Origin of the sequence: Xanthobacter sp. AM11, from assembly GCF_047444035.1 — a bacterium.
In the GTDB taxonomy this organism is placed as follows: Bacteria; Pseudomonadota; Alphaproteobacteria; order Rhizobiales; family Xanthobacteraceae; genus Xanthobacter.
Window position 1 is genome coordinate 1,896,552 of sequence record NZ_JBLAOA010000001.1, and the last position, 18,334, is coordinate 1,914,885.

The following is an 18,334-nucleotide window of genomic DNA, read 5'->3' on the forward strand; positions in this document are numbered from 1 at the left end:
GGGAGCATGAAAGCGACAGCATAGTCGCGGTACCGAGCTCGGCCACCGAAGGCCGTCGGACTTCGGTGCCAAGCTGTTGGGGGGGCAATGATCCTAACGGACAATGAAACCAAGGTTGACCTCCTCAACAACGAGGCGATCGCGGCAACCATCATCAGGCTCCTACGCGATCGGCCGGATCAACCGGTCACTGTCGGTGTTCACGGTGATTGGGGAGCAGGCAAATCCAGCGTGCTGGAAATGATCGAAGCGGGCTTCGAAGGCGAGGCGAAAGTCCTCTGTCTGAAGTTCAACGGTTGGCGTTTCCAAGGATTCGAAGACGCCAAAATCGCTCTCATCGAGGGCATCGTCACCGGCCTCATCGATAAGCGCCCCGCCCTCACCAAGGCAGGCGAGGCAGTCAAGGATGTCTTTCGGCGTATCGACTGGCTCAAGGTTGCGAAAAAAGCCGGAGGGCTCGCCTTCACCACCTTCACAGGAATTCCAACACCTGATCAAATTCAGGCCATCGTGGGAACACTGGAAGGTTTCCTCGCAGATCCGGCAAAACTCGCTACCGAGGATAATCTCCAAGCCGCCGTCGAAGGTGTGAAGGGCCTACTCAAGCCCAAGAGCGACGGCGACTCGACCAATGTCCCCGAGGAGATCAACGCATTCCGGAAGGCTTTCGACGACCTCCTCGACAAAGCCGGCGTCGAGCAGCTCGTTGTCCTGATCGATGATCTAGATCGCTGCCTCCCAGATACCGCGATCGAGACGTTGGAGGCTGTGCGCCTCTTCGTCTTCACATCGCGTACAGCCTTCGTCGTCGCCGCGGACGAGGCGATGATCGAGTATGCCGTGCGCAAGCACTTCCCCGATCTGCCGGACACCACCGGCCCGCAGACATATGCTCGGAACTATCTTGAAAAGCTCATCCAGGTGCCGTTCCGCATCCCGGCGCTCGGCGACACGGAAACACGGATCTACGTAACGCTTCTCCTCGTCGGTGCCGAACTCGGCGAGAACGACGCCGCATTCAACGCCTTGATCAAGATTGCTCGTGAACGGTTGAAGCGCCCTTGGACCTCGGGTGCGCTCGATGCGGCCACAGTCAGAACCGCGCTCGGCGAAAAGGCTTCGCGCACCAACAATGCGTTGGCGCTCAGCGATCAGATCGGGCCGATCCTGGCAAGCGGCACCAAGGGCAACCCGCGTCAGATCAAACGGTTTCTGAACACGCTCGTGCTGCGGCAGCGCACTGCCGAAGCGAGGGGGTTCGGCGACGACGTCAAGCTGCCGGTGCTTGCGAAGCTGATGCTTGCCGAACGTTTCCTTCCACGTCTCTTCGACCAGACTGCCGCTGCCGCCGCAGCGGCAGCAGATGGAAAATGCCCCGACCTATCGGCCCTCGAGGCTGCGGCAACCGCCAAGGATGACACCAGCCCCGTCAAGCCCAAGAAGCCTTCCGTGAAGGGGGATGACGACGCGAAACCCGCGCCCAAGCTGGAAGCCGTGAAAGCCACCGAAAGCGCGCTCCTGAGCGAATGGCTTTCGTCGCCGGCGATCAAAGCCTGGGCAGCGGTACCAACAGCCATCGGAGGCGAAGATCTTCGTCCCTACCTGTTCGTCGCCAAGGACCGGAAGGACTATTTCGGTGCGGCCTCCGTGCTTGGCCACTTGGCAACTGTGGTCGAGCAACTCTTCGGCGGCAAGTTCGTGGTGCAGGGGCTGGAAGCCGATCTCAAGCGCCTGGCTCCACCAGAGGCTGCACAAGTCTTTGAAGCTGTGCGCGGCCGTGTCGTCGGCGGCGACAGCTTTGACACAGAACCGCCGGGTGCTGCCGGCTTGGCGGTCCTCGTTAAGGCGCAGCCAACGCTTCAAAACAGCCTCGTCGATTTCCTGGAGTCGTTGCCACGTAATCGACTCGGCCCTTGGGTCTGCAGCGGCTGGGAGGGCGTCCTCAAGGACGGCGACTCCAGTCAGCGCTTCGACCGCCTCCTCCAAGCGTGGAGCAAAGAAGGAAGCGTAATGCTGAAGACAGCCGCCAGCGGCGTGCTACGCACTCGGCAGGGACCAAGCATTCGGGGGTTTAACTGATGGGCACCTCCAGTGCATTCGGCGGCCAGGGCGGCGGAACGCCCCTCGTCCCGAGCTGGCTAGGTGATGATGGCGCACCGCCCGCCGCTCCAGACGGAACTCCACCAAATGTTGGGCCACCAGATGGTTCGCCCGCGGACGCGCCAACAGACCGTGCCCCGCCAGCCGCTCCTCCGGAACCGCCGTCCCGCCCGCCGATACCCCCGATAGCCGATCCAGCGCGCTTCTCAGCGGCTCGCAACAACTTCTCACGTTTTGCTGGTTCGGGCGGCAGCGATCGCAAGAGCCTCGGTCGAGCGGTGTCACACTATGTGGGCTCATCATCAGGCGGGGCACGCACGGCCGCTGCACGGATGGGATCGGCGCGTGGCGCAGGCAGCCGCTTGCTTGGCTTCCTGTCAGATGCCGTTAACCGCGGTGCGACCGAAGCCCTTCGGGCGCTCAACCTCGGCGCTCTCGCTGGGCGGCCGATCGAAGAAATCTTCCTCGGTTTGGCGGACTATGTATGCCCTGACGGAGGTTCGATCGATGAAGGCATCGCACGCGAAGCATTTATCGAGACGATCACCGATCTCGCTGGCGCAGGCATAACCGACCTCGACGGCCTCACCGCCGACCAGATGCAGACGGTATTCGAACTCTACGCCACCAATGCGATAGAAGCGCGGCTCTGCAACGACATCGGGGCGAAGACGATCACCCTGCCGTCGGACAGCCGCGAAGCTGCGCGTGTCCAGGCGCAATTGAACGACTTCATCCGGCGCGGCGTGGCCGATGCGCTAACGACCGCTCGTGCCGCCGCTGCCGCGCTTACGCCCGATCGTGTGCTCCAATTTGTCGGTCGCATCTACGAGCAGGCGTTCGGGATCTTGCAGATCATGGGCGATGCGGAGGCGGAAGGCGCATGAGGAGACACGTCATCATAGGCCGATACGGCCCTGGCGACCGCAGCCGCTTCCCACTCGGCGATGGCGAAGTCGAAACACGTCTCGACCTAATTGCCGGCGAGCGGGCACTCGATCACGGGATCGGCCGCGCGATAAGCGATCTGTCACGGCTCGATGTTCACCCTACGGAAATTGGTGTGGACATCCTGGTCCTGGCCGCCCATGTCCATGCTGCGGACACGCGCATTTCGCGGGCGACTGAATCGCAAGACGGCTGGACCCGCGAAATCCGGCTGATCGTTCCCGTCGCCGACCCCGATCGCTGGACCGCGGTCGCGCCGACTTTCGTCCGGATGCTGAACTTTCTCACCGGCGACCGCTGGTCGATCGCGTTCCGCGCCCGACCACATCTTTTCGTCAGGGTCGCGCCCGCGCGCCCTGCTCGGCTAATCGGTCCTCCCTTCGACGACCTTGCACTTTTCTCGGGCGGCCTCGACAGTCTCATCGGCGCGATCGATGCGCTCGAAAATGGCCGAACACCGCTTCTGATCAGTCACGCAGGCGAAGGTGCGACCAGCGATGCGCAGTCCACCATCTTCGATACGTTGAAGACCCACTATCGCGGTCGCGCGTTCGATCGCTTGCGCCTTTGGATGGCGTACCCGGATGGTTTCGTCCGCGGTTCAGGAGGAGAGAACACGACGCGAGGCAGGTCGTTCCTGTTCTTCGCCCTCGGCGTCTTCGCCGGCAGCGGCCTCGAAGTGCCGTTCAGCTTGAAAGTTCCCGAGAACGGCCTCATCGCCGTCAACGTGCCGCTCGATCCTCTGCGCCTCGGTGCGCTGAGCACGCGCACCACCCATCCATTTTACATCGCCCGCTGGAATGACGCGCTCCATGGGCTCGGCCTGAACGGCAGGATTGAAAATCCCTATTGGGACAGGACCAAGGGAGAGATGGTCGCCGCCTGTGCCAATGGTGCGTTGCTTCGCCGGCTGGTTCCTTCATCGTTGTCCTGTGCGTCCCCGACCAAGGGGCGCTGGCAGGGCCTTGGCACGCAGCATTGTGGCTATTGCCTGCCTTGTCTCATCAGGCGGGCAGCCCTCGTTGCCGGCTTACACCCTGATCCAGATCCAACCGTTTACACGGTCGATGACCTCACCGCCCGCGCGCTCGACACACGCCAATCAGAAGGTGTCCAAATTCGCTCGTTCCAGCTCGCGATCGAGCGGCTTCGCGCCCGACCGGCGCTGGCGCCGATCCTCATCCATAAACCTGGTCCGCTCTTCGATGAATCGCCGGCCCGGCAGATGGCGCTCGCAGGTGTCTACCGTCGAGGCCTTGAGGAGGTTGGCGCACTACTGGCAGGTGTGAGGACGCGGCCGGGATGACCGAGAATGCTCAAACCGCCGGCGTCGACTTCCACTGCCATCTCGACCTCTATCCCGACCATGAGGCCGCGATCGCTAGGGCGGAAGCAGCTCGGATCTACACACTGACCGTCACGACGACGCCGAAGGCCTGGGCGCGCAACCAGGAGCTCACGCGCCACACCCGCTATGTGAGGGCTGCGCTCGGCCTGCATCCGCAGCTCGTGGCAGAGCGCGCCGCGGAGCTGCCATTGTGGGAGCGCTTTCTGTCTGAGACACGCTATGTCGGCGAAGTCGGCCTCGACGCCGGTCCGCGCTTTTACAAATCCATGGATGCGCAAAAGCACGTGTTCCGCGGAATTCTCGAACGGTGCGCGGAAGCCGGAAACAAGATTCTCACGGTGCACAGCGTGAGGAGCGCTTCGGCAGTTCTCGACATGATTGAACAGTATCTCCCTCAAGACCGCGGCACCGTCGTGCTTCACTGGTTCACCGGAAGCAAAAGCGAAGCTCGACGTGCAGCGATGCTCGGCTGCTATTTTTCCGTCAATGCCGAGATGACCCGCACGGATCGTGGCCGTTCTCTCGTCCGCGAGTTGCCCATAGATCGGATCCTGACGGAAACAGACGGCCCCTTCACGCAGGTTGACGGCCGTCCCAGCGAACCCGCTGACGTGAAAGCCACGGCGGCCGCAATCGCCGACATTCGGAAGGTCCCGGTGGGTGCCGTAACAGCGGCGGTAAGATCGAACCTTAGCTCGCTGTTGGCACGACACCCTTGAAGGGCTAGAAAAATTGTTATCTTCGTGCTACATAAACCGCCAATCTGTAGTGCGAAGGTGTCAAAATGCCTACTCCACACAACCCTCCTGCTGCTGTGCGGCGCGCGCTACGCAAGCTTGGGGCAGACATTCACGATGCCCGTCGACGTCGGCGGCTGCCGATGGCGGTCGTAGCCGAACGCGCGTTCACGTCTCGCTCGACATTGCAGCGGGTCGAAGCGGGGGACACCAGCGTCAGCGTCGGCATCTATGCCGGAGTCCTGCAGGCGCTCGGCCTGCTCGACGGTCTGAGCCAAGTTGCCGACATCAGCAACGACAGCGTCGGCCAGGCGCTCGCCAGCGCCGACCTGCCCAAGCGCACCCATCTCAAGCGGCCAACAGGATCGTCCCGCGATGGCTGACTTCGAGGTACATATCGATCTGGACGGCCGCACGCGCCCGATCGGACTGGCGAGGAGCAATCGCGTCCGAGGCGCGGAGACCATCCTCTTCGAGTATGACGGCGCATGGCTTGAGGACCCAGACCGCTTCTCACTGGAGCCGGCGCTTGCACTGACGCGCGGTGCCTTCGCTCCTCCTGCGGGACTGGCGACCTTCGGATCCATCGGAGACTCGGCGCCGGATACCTGGGGGCGGCGCCTCATGCAACGCGCGCAGCGCCGCAGCGCCGAGCGCGATGGCCGGGCGGTGCGCACTCTGGCCGAAAGCGACTATCTGCTCGGAGTCGCCGATGAAACCAGACTTGGCGCGCTCCGCTTCCGCTGGGTAGACGACGAGGTTTTTCAGGCGCCGATCCGCGATGGCGTTCCCGCTCTGATCGAGCTTGGCCGACTGCTCCAGATCACCGAGCGGATTCTCCGCGACGAAGAAACAGACGAAGATCTCCAGCTCATCTTTGCGCCCGGCTCATCCCTCGGCGGCGCGCGTCCGAAGGCGTCAGTCATCGACCAACATGGTTGCCTCTCCATCGCCAAGTTCCCGAAGGAAACGGACGACTACAGCATGGAGACCTGGGAGGAGATCGCGCTGCGGCTTGCTGACCAAGCCGGCATCGCCACCCCGCAACACAAACTTATCGAAGTCGCCGGCAAGGCGGTGATGCTGTCGCGACGCTTCGATCGCGATGGCGCGATCCGCATCCCCTTCCTGTCCGCAATGGCGATGATGGGTGCCAAGGACGGCGAGCGTAGCAGCTACCCGGAGATCGTCGACGCCTTGGCTGAGCATGGCGCGCAGGGAAAGACTGACGCCCACGCGCTCTACCGGCGCGTCGTCTTCAACGTGCTGATCTCCAATGTCGACGATCACCTGCGCAATCACGGCTTCCTGTGGCTGGGAAAAACGGGATGGTCGCTGTCCCCCGCCTATGATCTCAATCCGGTGCCAACCGACGTCAAGGCGCGGGTGCTGACAACCAACATCGATCTCGACGAGGGCACCTGCTCGCTCGATCTGCTCGAACAGGCATCGGAGTATTTCGCCCTAACGCTGGCGCAGGCCCGCGGCATTATCAAAGAGGTCGCGACCGTGACCGCGACGTGGCGTGAGATCGCAAAGGCTGTCGGCGCCCGGTCGGCCGAGATCACACGCATGGCCAGTGCTTTCGAGCATGACGATCTCAAAAGGGCCCTGGCGCTATGACAAGGACCTTCCTGCACAGTTTCGATCCACCAGCATCCAGCCCTGTCGCTGGCGCGACCGTCGACCTGGACGTCTCGGAGATCGAGGACGCCGGGATTCGCGAAGTGTTGCAGACGCCAGGGGCCGCCTATGGCGCGTGGTCCATCCTTGATGCGCTGTTGACGCCAACCGGCGCTGGTACGCCCTTCATCTTTCGGGAACCGCTTGGACAGGCTCGCGAAGTGAAGGTCGCACTGTCCGGCCTGTTCGGCCGCTTCGTTGCCCGCGCCTATCTCGAGCGCTACTTCAATCTCTCGATTTTCGCGCATCTCGGCAGCCGCGTCATCGACCTCAATCGCCGCCGGCAGGTCAAGGTCACGCGCTTATCCCGTGGCGACCTACCCGACTGGATCGCCTGCACGTCTAACTTGTCCTCCTTGACCGTGGCCGAGGCGAAAGGTTGCCATGATAACGGCGGCCCGGCCAAAGCATTGAACCGCGCCTGGGCTCAGGCCGGACGGATAGACATCACCGCCGGAGGCAGCAAGGTCACAGTGAAGCGTATTGCCATTGCGACACGCTGGGGGATGGCGGCGCCAAGTCCGACTGAGGTGGTCCCCGAAAATCGGACAGGGAGTTAAGCTTGGTTCGGCCTGACGGAAGGACGAGCCCGATGACCGGGAAGAGGAAGCGATATTCAGCTGAGTTCAAGGCGAAGGTGGCCCTGGAGGCGCTTCGCGGGGAGCAGACGGTGGCGCAGCTGGCGGCGAAGCATGGCCTCCACCAGACCATGATCAACGCCTGGAAGAAGCAGGCCGTCGAGGGGATGGCCACGGTGTTCTCCGGCAAGGCGGAAGCCGCCGACGCCGCCCGCGAGGGCGAGATCGACCAGCTCCATGCCAAGATCGGCCAACTGGTGGTGGAACGGGATTTTTTGCGTCGGGCCTCCGGTCGCTGAGCGTGGGGGCGAGACGCGACATGATCGAACCGGATCACCCTCAGTTGCCGATCACGCGCCAGTGCGCCCTGGTCGGCATCAGCCGGTCGGCCTTCTACGGCGGCCCGCGGACCGAAGGCCCCGAGACCCTCGCCGTCATGCGAGAGATCGACGGCCAGTTCCTCGAGACGCCCTGGTACGGCTCGCGGCAGATGGTCCGCCATCTGCGCCGGCAGGGACATGAGGTCGGGCGCAAGCGCGTGCGGCGCCTCATGGCCCGCATGGGGCTGGCCGCCATCTACCAGCGGCCGAAGACCACAGTGCGGCACCCGCAGCACCGCGTGTTCCCCTATCTCCTGCGGAACATGGCGATCGACAGGCCTGACCAGGTCTGGTGCGCCGACATCACCTACATCCCGATGCGGCGTGGCTTCCTGTACCTGGTCGCCATCATGGACTGGCACAGCCGGAGGGTTCTGTCCTGGCGGCTGTCCAACACCATGGAGGCCGACTTCTGCATCGAGGCATTGGAGGAGGCCTTGTCCCGGTTCGGGCGGCCGGGCATCTTCAACACCGACCAGGGCAGTCAGTTCACCAGCCCGCGGTTCACCCAGGTGCTGCTGGACGCCGGCGTGCGGATCTCCATGGATGGCCGCGGCCGGTGGATGGACAACGTGTTCATCGAGCGCCTCTGGCGGTCGCTGAAATACGAGTGCATCTACCTCAACGCCTTCGAGACCGGCTCCGAGGCCCGGGCCGGCATCGGCAGGTGGGTCAGTTACTATAACCGCGCGAGGCCCCACTCGGCCCTCGGCGGCAGAACGCCGGAGGAGGTCCACACGGCCTGCGACGGCATCAACAAGGCGGCGTGACACACACCAGAACCAAGCTTAGCGAAGCCGCCAATCTGTCCGCCAAACCGGGACCACCTCATCACCTCTCCAGTGCGGGTGAGATATTCAACAAACAGCCGCCAGTTCGATGAAGGCCCAACTCCCTGCGGGAACGTCTTGGCGTGGACCTTTACGGGGCTCCATTTCAGGTCATGTTCTATTAGCTCCGCCTCGACCGCTGGCGACTCTCGTGACGACGGGAGGTAGAGCGGATCAAGTCGACCCTTCCATTTTCCCTCATCCTGCTCCTGTTGCAGGATGGCGTTCACGTTGACCCGGACGAACTCGGAACCGAACCGCGCATCCAGCGGCGGCGTGGATACAAGCGTCAACTTCGCCCGCCCTCGGCATTTGCCGCCAGGTCCGACCAAGGACGCTGGCCATGGGAAGCGGAAATTGATCTGCTGGCCGTGCTGAATACGTGAGGCGAAGACCAGGGTAATTGAATGATCGCCCGTCTCCAGAATACGTTCAGCAGACGGCGGCATCCCGAACCCAACAAGGTGCCGTGCCACCGGTGCCAGCATTTTCTGGCGCAAGGGTTCTGGAATCTCTGCGTGGTGCACGAGCAAACCGATGAGTGTCTCACGCGAAACCTCGCCCTCGATAGCATGGTCGAGGACCGCTGCCGTCTTGGCGATCAAGGGCGCGGCGTAGCTGGTCCCGCAACCGTCGATTACTGTTCCATCAGGAAGAATTGAGAAAAGGCCGTGCCCCAGTGTCGCGTGCTGCGTGCCCGCGCCTCCGATGTGGGCAAGGTCGGGTTTTCCACCGGACCGAAGCCCAGGCCCCCGACGACTGAAACGGGCTGGGGCGAACGGCAAGCAACCGCTGTGCCCCGGTGGATTCAGCGCCGCGACGGCAACATTTCTCGCGCTCTCCGCTGGCGTCAGGAGTCCATCGTTTCGCGCAAGCGCGAGGTTGGAAAGGGCAGTTGCTGCATCGGCCGGCCACTCAGGGCGAAGGTCTTGCGGCTGAATGTTGCCGGCCGAAATGAACACGACGGCATTGTTTTCTTCGGCAATCTGGTCGAGCCGGACCGCATGTGGGCTGTAGCGATCGGGTGCGGCGGGCTGAAGGATGTTCAGACTCATATTGAAAACACGCACGCCGTGTCGTGCCCGCGCATCTGCGACAGCCGCATCCATCTCATCGAAGAACTGCGGGAGGCCACCCGAATAGTAAGATGCAAACGCCCCAGCCTTCTGCTCATTTGGGAAGACGGCCACGTCAACCAACTCCGTTCCGTCGGGTTCGGGGCAAGTCTCCGCACCATTTATTCCTGCTCCAGCGACTGCAAGCCCGCCAATAAACGTGCCATGGGATAGATCCATGTCCTCGTCGGCCAGCACGTCCCATCGATCGATAACCCAGTCAGCCAACGCGGGGCTTATGCCGCCGTCGATGATGCCCATCCTTGGATGAGTCCTGCGACTATCACGAACGGGCATGACCGCTCGCGCCGGCCGAATGCGATCCGGCGTTGCCGGGCGAGCAGAGCGCACCACGATGCCAGGTAACTCGATCCGTCGGACCAAGGGATGCGCGTCCAAGAATGCCAGCAAGCGGCTATGGTGTTGAACATTCGGGTCAAAAGGCGCGAGCTCCCGGCGTTCCTTCGATGATACGCTCGTCAGCCGTAGAACGGCACCATCTCCGGCTCGGTCCAGGCGCACGGAAAGCATAGGGAGGCGTTGTCTCCAGTTCGGCAGACGCTCCACTGACAAGCTTTGTTCAAGGGCATTGAAGCCTGCAACAAAGGACTCGACTAGACGTCTGTGCGCGGGGTCGAGGCGATCCCATTCGGCACGCGGCGGAAGAACGTCGAACAACTCGACTTGATACCCACTTCCCGTCATCGGATTGGCGAGCCAAGCAACGGCCTCTTCGACCGAAAAGTTGCGCTTGTCGGAAGCGCCGTAGAGTTCGATCCGGTCGATTGCTCCTGTCTCGCTCTTTTGCGCCGAGGGGTTCGGCACCTCTTTCCCCTTTTTCTCGTCGAAACGCATTCTGGTCTGCGTTTCGGCCTTGGCAATTTCGGCTTTCACCTGAGCCAAAGCCGATGGGCGGCCTTCGACAATCATAACGCCGAGATCCCCACCCCCGACTACGGGTACCCGATCGCTGCGAAAGAGCGCCCCCACGGGTCGATGGCTCTTGGCCCAAGCATCTCGTTTAAGGATAACCTTGACGTAGCCGATCGGTCCCTGCGCTTGCGCGGAAAGAACCCCGGAAATAGTGTCGATCTGCTCGATCAGAGCTGCCTTATGGGCGCCAAACTCCCGATCGCGGTGAGCAAAGAAGTCCTTGCGGCCGCCGCCGCCGCCCGCCTCTCGGGCTTCCTCATAATTGTCCGGATTGAGGACGATCTGGATCGGACTAGCCATGATTTACGCCCCCATCGGCTTTACTCGACTGCCGTCCAAGCTGACGGCTTACGGTCGATTTATCCCTCCCTGCGATTTCGCCGATGTCGGCCATTGAAAATGCGAGGATGGGGTCGTCGCGCATGGCCCGGAACAGAGTTGTGGGATCGTCGAAAAGCAGCGTTCGACGCTCACTCTGAATGCGGGCCGCGTTGAGCGTCGCAAATTGGCGGAGCGTATCCAACAACCCCCGTCGATCGTCCTCGCGAACCGTGGTGGCCTTCTTGTACGTTCTTACTAGCGCTTCGATCTCAGCCCCAGTCGAACCTTCGGTGAACCACGCAATAAGACGGAGATGGCTGTCGGGAGCCGTTACAGGCGGCATAAACATGGCGGCGATCGCCTTTCGCACCTCAAAGTCGGGCTTAGGGATCTCAAGCTGGATTTCGAAACGACGCCAGACTGCCGGATCAAGCAGCTTTGGGTGATTGGTGATGCCGATTGTTAATCCGATGTTTTGCCTAACATCGAGATTTTGGAGAAGCGCATTCACAACGCGCTTGATCTCGCCGACCTCCTGCGGATCGTCGCGGACCTTTGCAATCGCGTCGAATTCATCAAGCAGGAGGACACAACGATAGCGATTGGCGAACGCGAAGAGATTTCCAATATTTCGTGCTGTCGTTCCAAGAAACGAGGAAACAAGACCATCCAGCTTCACGAGAATAACGGGCAACCCCAACTTGCGAGCCACCCAGAGGGCCAGTCGTGTTTTCCCCGTGCCGGGCGCTCCGTAGATCAAACACGTTTTCGATGGCACGATATCAACGGTCGCGAGCGCTTCGAAATCAGTCCATTCATCGACAATCGTTCCGACTGCCTGCGTCACAGTCGAATTGAAGAGCGGAGCGGCCCCCTCGACTTCAGATGGAAAAATGATCTCCGCCAAGGCGGCGGACGTTTCACGATCAACAGGAACCGGCGTATTGCGACCGAGAGTTTCGCCGGACAGGTTCGCTCGGGAGCGCTCGATTCGGCTCGGAGCCATCTCCTTTAGGCGCTCCGCAGTGGCAAGAATCCCCGCGAGCGATGCCGCCTGCTTTTCCTCACCGTCTTTGGCGAGAGCATCCCTTAGCCGCTCGACTTGTTTGCGCAGTGCGGGCGTTGGTTCGCCCATTGCCGCCCGACAAAGGGCCTGAATAATTGAAAAGTGCTCCATGCGCCCCGCTCACGATCTAATGCATAGCTGATGCCTTGTGATGCATATAGACCGCAAAACGGTGCACGTCAAATGATTTTGTTGCAAGGCGTCCGGGATTCGATGCGCCATACCACCATCTCGTTGCGTTTCCTCCCAAAAAAACAGGGACGCGCTTCCCGATGGCTATCGAAGGATAGAGATATGGGAGTAGCTCTCACTCGACCGTTGGAGTGACTGGCGCGATGCCCCCACGCCGCCGCGCCTTATGATCCGATCACTTTGTCATCGGTCGCTGCCCGGAGAAGCATTCGGCGAGCGGAGCAGTCAAGACACGTTTCCATCGCCCATAAAGGCCATCGACGGCGGCAACAGCGTCGGCACGCGCTTCTCTCCCTTCGCCCAGGCATCGATCATGTCGGCCCATTCCTGGAGCATGTGCCGGCGCTGGGGTTCGTATTCCGCCTTGTTGTAGACGCCGCGTGACGAGCGCCCGTCCTCATGGGCGAGGCACTTCTCGATCCAATCGCTGTTGAACCCCATCTCGTTCAAGAGCGTCGAGCCGGTCCGGCGCAGGTCGTGGACCGTGAACGGCTCCAATGGCAGCCCCTCCTTCTTCGCCCGCACAACGACGGCCGTGGTCACGCGATTGAAGGTGGCGCGCGACATGGGCGCATCGGCGTCATAACGGGACGGCAGCAGGAAGCGCGAGTTGCCGGCGCAGGTCTTCAGCGCAATCAGGATGTCGAGCGACTGTTGCGACAGGTAGACGTTGTGGGCCTTCGACCGCTTCATGCGCTCCTTGGGGATGGTCCAGACGGCGTTCTCGAAATCCACCTCGTCCCAGACCGCGTCCTGCAGTTCGCTCTTCCGCACCATGGTGAGCAGGATCAGACGCAGGCCGAGACGGATGGTCGGCAGGGTCGGCACGTGCTCGATCTGCTGCAGCATGTTCTTGATCTCGGCCGGTGACAGCGCGCGGTCCTTCGGCTGGAAGGTCGCGATCGAGGCCGGCCCGACCTCGTCGGCCGGGTTTGGCACCTTCTCGCCATGCAGGATGGCGAAGGCGAATATCTGTTTGACGATGTCGCGGGCGTGGATGGCGGTCGCGGGGGCTCCGCGCTCCTTCACCTTGGCGCAGAGCTGGCGCAGATCGTCCGGCGTCACCTCGGTCAGAAGGCGGTTTTTCCAGGCGGGGAGAATGTCGCGATCGAGGATCGCCTTGCGCATGGAGCGGGTGCTTTCCGCCATCCGCGCTTCCTTGATCCATAGGGCGCTCACCGCACCGAAGCTGCGCTCCATGGCCTTGCGCCGTTTGTCGCGCTGTTTCTCGTACGCGGGAGAAAGCCCCTCCGCCACCTGCTTGCGGGCGGCGATGCAGCGCTCGCGGGCTTCGGCGAGCGTGAGGCCATCGGCGCCATAGCGGCCGATCGTCAGCGTCTCCCGGCGACCGTTCAAACGGTAGTCGTACCGGAAGGTGATTTGGCCCGTCGTGGCGACGGAAACGTACATACCGTCACGGTCGGCCACCTTGTATAATTTATCCTTTGGTTTCAGCCTCTTGATGGCCATATCAGTGAGCATGAGGACGGCCTCGTTGACGATCGAAAACGCCTTTTCGAGCCCCAATTTTACCGTCAAATCCGATACCGTCAATCGACGAGAATAACCGTTATATAACAGTATATTAGCTTGAATTATCGTGGGATGCTTCCGTTTTCGGCCTGACGGTAGGGCAAAAATCCGGCTGACGGCGAAAAACGCCTACCGTCGCGCACACCGTCAGAGCCCATCGCTTCGAGGCGATAGGCTCTGACGGTGAGCGCTTTACTTTCTGTTTGATTTCAGCTAGTTATGACGATGTGGCGATAGTTCACGAAACGCCGCGAACCACATCATTTCATTCCCACTCGATGGTCCCCGGCGGCTTGCTTGTGACGTCATAAACAACTCGGTTGACGCCCTTCACTTCGTTGATGATGCGGGTCGCGGTGCGGCCGAGGAATGACATGTCGAAGGGGTAGAAATCGGCGGTCATGCCGTCCACGGAGGTCACGGCGCGCAGGGCCAGCACGTGGTCGTAGGTGCGGCCGTCGCCCATCACGCCCACGGTGCGCACCGGCAGCAGCACGGCGAAGGCCTGCCAGATCACGTCATAGAGGCCGGCGTAGCGGATCTCCTCCAGGTAGATGGCATCCGCCTGGCGCAGGATGTCGAGCTTCTCCCGCGTCACCGCGCCCGGGCAGCGGATGGCGAGGCCGGGGCCGGGGAAGGGGTGGCGGCCGACGAAGGTCTCCGGCAGGCCCAATTCGCGGCCCAGCGCGCGCACCTCGTCCTTGAACAGGTCGCGCAGGGGCTCCACCAGCTTCATGTTCATGCGCTCGGGCAGCCCGCCCACATTGTGGTGGCTCTTGATGGTCACCGAGGGGCCGCCGGCGAAGGAGACGCTCTCGATCACGTCGGGATAGAGCGTGCCCTGGGCGAGGAAGTCGGCGCCGCCCACCTTTTTCGCCTCGGCGTCGAACACGTCGATGAACAGCCGGCCGATGGTCTTGCGCTTGGCCTCCGGGTCCTCGATGCCCGCCAGCTCCTTCAGGAACAGGTCCGAGGCGTCCACATGCACGAGCGGGATGTTGTAGTGGCCGCGGAACAGGGACACCACCTCGTCCGCTTCCGCTTGCCGCATCAGGCCGTGGTCCACGAACACGCAGGTCAGCTGCTCGCCGATGGCCTCGTGGATGAGTACGGCGGCAACCGAGCTGTCCACCCCGCCGGAAAGGCCGCAGATGACCCGGCCGGTGCCCACCTGCTCGCGGATGCGGGCAATGGCGCGCTCGCGGAAGGCGCCCATGGTCCAGGTGCCTTCCAGCCCCGCCACCTTGCGCACGAAATTGGAAAGCAGGCGTGCGCCGTCGGGCGTGTGCGCCACCTCCGCATGGAACTGCACGCCGTAATAGTTGCGCGACACGTCGGCAATGGCGGCGAACGGGGCGTTGTCGGAGGTGGCGATCACCTCGAAGCCCGGGGGAAGCGCGGTCACGCGGTCGCCGTGGCTCATCCACACGGTGTGGCGCTCACCCTCCCGCCAGACCCCCTCGAACAGGGGCACCACCTTCTTCACCGTGACTTCGGCGCGGCCGAACTCGCGGTGGTGGCCGGCCTCCACCATGCCGCCGAGCTGGGCCGCCATGCACTGCTCGCCATAGCAGATGCCGAGCACAGGCACGCCGGCGGAGAACGCTTCCTGCGGCGCCTTAGGGCTCTCGCCCTCGATGACCGAGGCCGGGCCGCCGGACAGGATGATGGCCTTCGGCTTGAGACGCACGATGGCTTCCGCCGCCTTCTGGAACGGCACGACTTCCGAATAGACGCCCTCCTCGCGCACGCGCCGGGCGATGAGCTGCGTCACCTGGCTGCCGAAGTCGATGATGAGGACGGTTTGCTGGGCGGCGGGGGAGGGCATGAAGCGGGCCTTGGGCGCTGGATCGGATGATGGCGCCTTCCTTTAGCGGCAAACCGGCGATTTCAAAAGGCACGGCCGGCGCATGGCGCATGTGCGCCGTGGCGCGCGCCTCAGTCCGGCTCGCCCGGCGGCACCGGCGCAGGGGGCGTCCAGCGGTCCAGAAGGGGTTGCGCCACCCAGCGCGCGGCAATCACCCCGAGCGTCGCCCCGATGCTGCTGGCCAGGAGGTTGTCGAGGCCGGATGACCGGCCGGGAATATAGAGCTGGGCAATCTCCAGCAGGGCGGAGGCGCCGGCGAACGACAGCACCAGCCACACGGGCGCGACGGAGCGGAAGGCGAGGGCGGTAACCCCGGCCGTGCCCACATAGGCCACCAGATGCTCAAGATTGCCGGAATAGCCCGTGTGCGGGCGTTCCTGCCCCGGAAGCAGGGACAGGACGATGATCACCGCCCAGAGGATGACGGACAAGGCCGTCCAGGCAACCCGCTGGTGCTTCAGAATTGCGGACAGGGGCAAAGCGGCTCTCCATCGCCGGCCCGCGCAGGGCAGGAGCCGGCCAATCGCGGCGGAGGGAATCGGCAGGCGCTTCCGCCGATGTGCGGTCTCCCCTCATATCGCAGTGCGGCGCACGATACACGGGTCGCCGGCGCCCCGGTCCGTCGAGAGCGGCGTCCAACGGCCGTGCCGCAGGGTTCGCCCGCCTCCTCAGTTTGGGGGATGCGGCAGAAGGGGCCATGGCGAAACATGTCACCCACGCGACACGAGACCTCCCGGGCCGCGTCGGCCGGACTGCTTATCCCCGCGGGCGGTCCGGCCGTCCTTTTGCTCGGTGTGAAGCCGGCTACCCCTGCGCCGTCGCTTCCGTTAAAGCTGCATCGAGGACCGGTTCGCCTCCTACGTTGCCGCGGAGACGGGAATGCCTGCCGTGAACGATGCCATCGGGCGCTGGGCCCCCGGCCTGGCAGCCCTGCTGAACTACCGGCGCGGAGATCTGGGCTACGACCTGCGTGCCGGGCTGGCGGTGGCCGCCGTGGCCATCCCCGTGGGCATCGCATATGCGGAGCTTGCCGGCTTCCGGCCGGAAATCGGGCTCTATTCGTCCATCTTCCCCCTGGTGGCCTATGCCATATTCGGCTCCTCGCGCCAGCTCGTGCTGGGGCCGGATGCCGCCACCTGCGCCGTCATCGCCTCCGCGGTGGGGCCGCTGGCGGCGGGAAATGCGGACAATTACGCCGCCCTCTCCGCCCAGCTGGCGCTGCTCACGGGGGTCATTTGTGTGCTCGCCAGCTTCCTGCGGCTGGGCGTGCTCGCCGATTTTCTCTCCAAGCCCATCCTGGTGGGCTTCATGAACGGCATCGCCATCACCATCATCTTCGGCCAGCTGGCGAAGATCACCGGCATCGAGGGCACGTCGGGCCATGTGATGGCGGCAACGGCCGCCCTCGCCATGCGCATCGGCGAGGCCCACCCGCCCACGCTGGCGGTGGCGCTGGCTGCCTTCGCGCTGATGCTGGCATCGGGGCGGCTGCTGCCCTCCGTGCCTTCCGCAGTGGTGGCCATGGCCGGCTGCGCCCTCGCCGTTTTCCTGCTGGAGCTGGACCTGAGCGGCGTGAAGACGCTGGGCATCGTGCCCGCCGGCCTGCCCGGCGTGATGGCCGTGCGCCTCGACCCCTCCGCCTTTGCCGAACTGGTGCCCGCCGCCGGGGGCCTCGCGCTGGTGAGCTTCACCTCCATGATGCTCACCTCGCGCTCCTTCGCCTCCCGCAACGGCTACGAGGTGGACCCGGACAAGGACTTCGCCGCGCTGGGGGTGGCCAATGCCGTCTCCGCGCTGACCCACGGCTTCGCCATCAGCGGCGCGGATTCGCGCACCGCGATGTCGGATGCGACCGGCGGCCGGAGCCACGCCACCGCTTTGTTCGCGGCGGCGGCGGTGGCGCTGGTGCTGGTCTTCCTCACTGCGCCGCTGCGCTATGTGCCCGTGGCCGCCCTGGGGGCAGTGCTGGTGATGGCGGGCATCTCCCTGGTGGATGCGGCGACGCTGCGCCTCATCTATCGCGCCGATCGCAGCGAGGCGGCGATCTGCGTGATCGCGACCCTGGGCGTCGTGCTGCTCGGGGCGACGCAGGGCATTCTGGTGGCAGTGGTGCTGGCGCTGCTGCGCTTCGTGCGGCTCACCGCCCGCCCGCGGGTGGAGGTTCTCGGTCGCGTCGCCGGAATGCCGGGCTTCCATGCCCTGTCGCGCCACGCCGGAGCGGCGGAGCCGGAAGGCATCGTCATTTTCCGCTTCAACGGCCCGCTGGTCTTCTTCAATGCCGGCCACTTCCGCCAGACCCTGCTTGCGGCCGCGCGGCGGGGCGATGCGCATGTGTCCGTCGTCCTCGACCTCATTCCGGTGACCGAGGTGGATGTGACCGGCCTGTTCACCCTGAAGGAGGTGTCGGTCCTGCTGGCCGCGCGCGGCGTGCGCCTGGTGGGAGCGGGGCGCCAGACCGAATGGCGGCACTGGATGGAGGCGCGGGGCTTCGATCCGGCGGCCTTCGTCATCCATCCCACCCTGCGGCACGCGGTGGAGGCGCTGCAGGCGCAGGACGCCGCCGCCGCGGACGGCGCCGATCCGCTGCCCAAGGGGGATTGATCTGCGTCATTGAGCAACGGGGCCGCCTGCCAGCATAAGCGCCGAGAGGCGTGCTGGCCTATTCTGCCTCCCCACGGCGGGGCATCTATGCGGCCACCGGTG

At 63.7% G+C, this 18,334-nt stretch carries 14 protein-coding genes; 9 read left to right on the forward strand and 5 right to left on the reverse strand.

Going from position 1 to position 18,334, the window contains the following annotated elements:
- The first annotated feature begins 87 nt into the window (after positions 1 to 87).
- The 8 genes from qatA (at position 88) to ACI7BZ_RS08815 (ending at position 8,544) form a co-directional block, all read left to right on the forward strand.
- Positions 88 to 2,079, forward strand: a complete 1,992-nt coding sequence (qatA, locus tag ACI7BZ_RS08780; RefSeq protein WP_414116787.1) for a Qat anti-phage system ATPase QatA — start codon at positions 88 to 90, stop codon at positions 2,077 to 2,079.
- Positions 2,079 to 2,987: a Qat anti-phage system associated protein QatB gene (qatB, locus tag ACI7BZ_RS08785; protein WP_414116788.1), complete on the forward strand. Its 909-nt coding sequence runs from the start codon at positions 2,079 to 2,081 to the stop codon at positions 2,985 to 2,987. Before qatA ends, qatB begins: the two co-directional genes overlap by 1 nt.
- Positions 2,984 to 4,354 carry a Qat anti-phage system QueC-like protein QatC gene (qatC, locus tag ACI7BZ_RS08790; protein ID WP_414116789.1) on the forward strand — a complete coding sequence of 457 codons (1,371 nt, stop codon included), beginning with the start codon at positions 2,984 to 2,986 and terminating at the stop codon, positions 4,352 to 4,354. The genes qatB and qatC overlap by 4 nt, the downstream gene beginning before the upstream one ends.
- Positions 4,351 to 5,115 carry a Qat anti-phage system TatD family nuclease QatD gene (gene qatD / locus ACI7BZ_RS08795; protein WP_414116790.1) on the forward strand — a complete coding sequence of 255 codons (765 nt, stop codon included), beginning with the start codon at positions 4,351 to 4,353 and terminating at the stop codon, positions 5,113 to 5,115. The genes qatC and qatD overlap by 4 nt, the downstream gene beginning before the upstream one ends.
- A gap of 65 nt (positions 5,116 to 5,180) precedes the next feature.
- Positions 5,181 to 5,516: a helix-turn-helix domain-containing protein gene (locus ACI7BZ_RS08800; RefSeq protein ID WP_414116791.1), complete on the forward strand. Its 336-nt coding sequence runs from the start codon at positions 5,181 to 5,183 to the stop codon at positions 5,514 to 5,516.
- The gene (locus ACI7BZ_RS08805) at positions 5,509 to 6,756 is read left to right on the forward strand and encodes a type II toxin-antitoxin system HipA family toxin (RefSeq protein ID WP_414116792.1); all 1,248 of its coding nucleotides are present in this window, start codon (positions 5,509 to 5,511) and stop codon (positions 6,754 to 6,756) included. The genes ACI7BZ_RS08800 and ACI7BZ_RS08805 overlap by 8 nt, the downstream gene beginning before the upstream one ends.
- Entirely contained in the window at positions 6,753 to 7,376 is a 624-nt protein-coding gene (locus ACI7BZ_RS08810; protein WP_414116793.1) for a hypothetical protein, read from the forward strand. Before ACI7BZ_RS08805 ends, ACI7BZ_RS08810 begins: the two co-directional genes overlap by 4 nt.
- Before the next feature lie 32 nt (positions 7,377 to 7,408).
- Positions 7,409 to 8,544 (forward strand): IS3 family transposase gene (locus ACI7BZ_RS08815; protein WP_414116353.1). Its coding sequence is split into 2 segments (ribosomal slippage): positions 7,409 to 7,664 and positions 7,664 to 8,544, totalling 1,137 coding nucleotides; the frame shifts between segments, so codons are not numbered across the junction.
- Here the strand turns inward: ACI7BZ_RS08815 and ACI7BZ_RS08820 are convergent.
- The 5 genes from ACI7BZ_RS08820 to ACI7BZ_RS08840 all read right to left on the reverse strand — a co-directional run bounded on the left by ACI7BZ_RS08820 (position 8,454) and on the right by ACI7BZ_RS08840 (position 16,110).
- The gene (locus ACI7BZ_RS08820) at positions 8,454 to 10,952 is read right to left on the reverse strand and encodes a S8 family peptidase (RefSeq protein WP_414116794.1); all 2,499 of its coding nucleotides are present in this window, start codon (positions 10,950 to 10,952) and stop codon (positions 8,454 to 8,456) included. The two genes, ACI7BZ_RS08815 and ACI7BZ_RS08820, sit on opposite strands and share 91 nt — an antisense overlap.
- Complete coding sequence (locus ACI7BZ_RS08825; RefSeq protein ID WP_414116795.1) at positions 10,945 to 12,150, reverse strand: AAA family ATPase; 1,206 nt, start codon at positions 12,148 to 12,150, stop codon at positions 10,945 to 10,947. The genes ACI7BZ_RS08820 and ACI7BZ_RS08825 overlap by 8 nt, the downstream gene beginning before the upstream one ends.
- 306 nt (positions 12,151 to 12,456) lie before the next feature.
- On the reverse strand, positions 12,457 to 13,713 hold the full coding sequence (locus ACI7BZ_RS08830; RefSeq protein WP_414119119.1) for a tyrosine-type recombinase/integrase: 1,257 nt from the start codon (positions 13,711 to 13,713) through the stop codon (positions 12,457 to 12,459).
- Positions 13,714 to 14,029: 316 nt separating this feature from the next.
- Positions 14,030 to 15,592, reverse strand: coding sequence for a glutamine-hydrolyzing GMP synthase (gene guaA / locus ACI7BZ_RS08835; protein ID WP_414116796.1), 1,563 nt, complete (start codon positions 15,590 to 15,592; stop codon positions 14,030 to 14,032).
- A gap of 110 nt (positions 15,593 to 15,702) precedes the next feature.
- Positions 15,703 to 16,110 (reverse strand): VanZ family protein, encoded by a 408-nt coding sequence (locus ACI7BZ_RS08840; protein WP_414116797.1) that lies wholly within the window; start codon positions 16,108 to 16,110, stop codon positions 15,703 to 15,705.
- Positions 16,111 to 16,510: 400 nt separating this feature from the next.
- On the opposite strand from ACI7BZ_RS08840, the gene ACI7BZ_RS08845 reads away from it, so the two are divergent.
- Positions 16,511 to 18,232 (forward strand): SulP family inorganic anion transporter, encoded by a 1,722-nt coding sequence (locus ACI7BZ_RS08845; RefSeq protein ID WP_414116798.1) that lies wholly within the window; start codon positions 16,511 to 16,513, stop codon positions 18,230 to 18,232.
- Positions 18,233 to 18,334 lie beyond the last annotated feature (102 nt).

Excerpts from the sequence above, each read along its gene's own strand:
- qatA (WP_414116787.1), top strand. The coding sequence starts at position 88 with ATGATCCTAACGGACAATGAAACCAAGGTTGACCTCCTCAACAACGAG.
- qatB (WP_414116788.1), top strand. The coding sequence starts at position 2,079 with ATGGGCACCTCCAGTGCATTCGGCGGCCAGGGCGGCGGAACGCCCCTC.
- qatC (WP_414116789.1), top strand. The coding sequence starts at position 2,984 with ATGAGGAGACACGTCATCATAGGCCGATACGGCCCTGGCGACCGCAGC.
- qatD (WP_414116790.1), top strand. The coding sequence starts at position 4,351 with ATGACCGAGAATGCTCAAACCGCCGGCGTCGACTTCCACTGCCATCTC.
- ACI7BZ_RS08800 (WP_414116791.1), top strand. The coding sequence starts at position 5,181 with ATGCCTACTCCACACAACCCTCCTGCTGCTGTGCGGCGCGCGCTACGC.
- ACI7BZ_RS08805 (WP_414116792.1), top strand. The coding sequence starts at position 5,509 with ATGGCTGACTTCGAGGTACATATCGATCTGGACGGCCGCACGCGCCCG.
- ACI7BZ_RS08810 (WP_414116793.1), top strand. The coding sequence starts at position 6,753 with ATGACAAGGACCTTCCTGCACAGTTTCGATCCACCAGCATCCAGCCCT.
- ACI7BZ_RS08820 (WP_414116794.1), bottom strand. The coding sequence starts at position 10,952 with ATGGCTAGTCCGATCCAGATCGTCCTCAATCCGGACAATTATGAGGAA.
- ACI7BZ_RS08825 (WP_414116795.1), bottom strand. The coding sequence starts at position 12,150 with ATGGAGCACTTTTCAATTATTCAGGCCCTTTGTCGGGCGGCAATGGGC.
- ACI7BZ_RS08830 (WP_414119119.1), bottom strand. The coding sequence starts at position 13,713 with ATGCTCACTGATATGGCCATCAAGAGGCTGAAACCAAAGGATAAATTA.
- guaA (WP_414116796.1), bottom strand. The coding sequence starts at position 15,592 with ATGCCCTCCCCCGCCGCCCAGCAAACCGTCCTCATCATCGACTTCGGC.
- ACI7BZ_RS08845 (WP_414116798.1), top strand. The coding sequence starts at position 16,511 with ATGCCTGCCGTGAACGATGCCATCGGGCGCTGGGCCCCCGGCCTGGCA.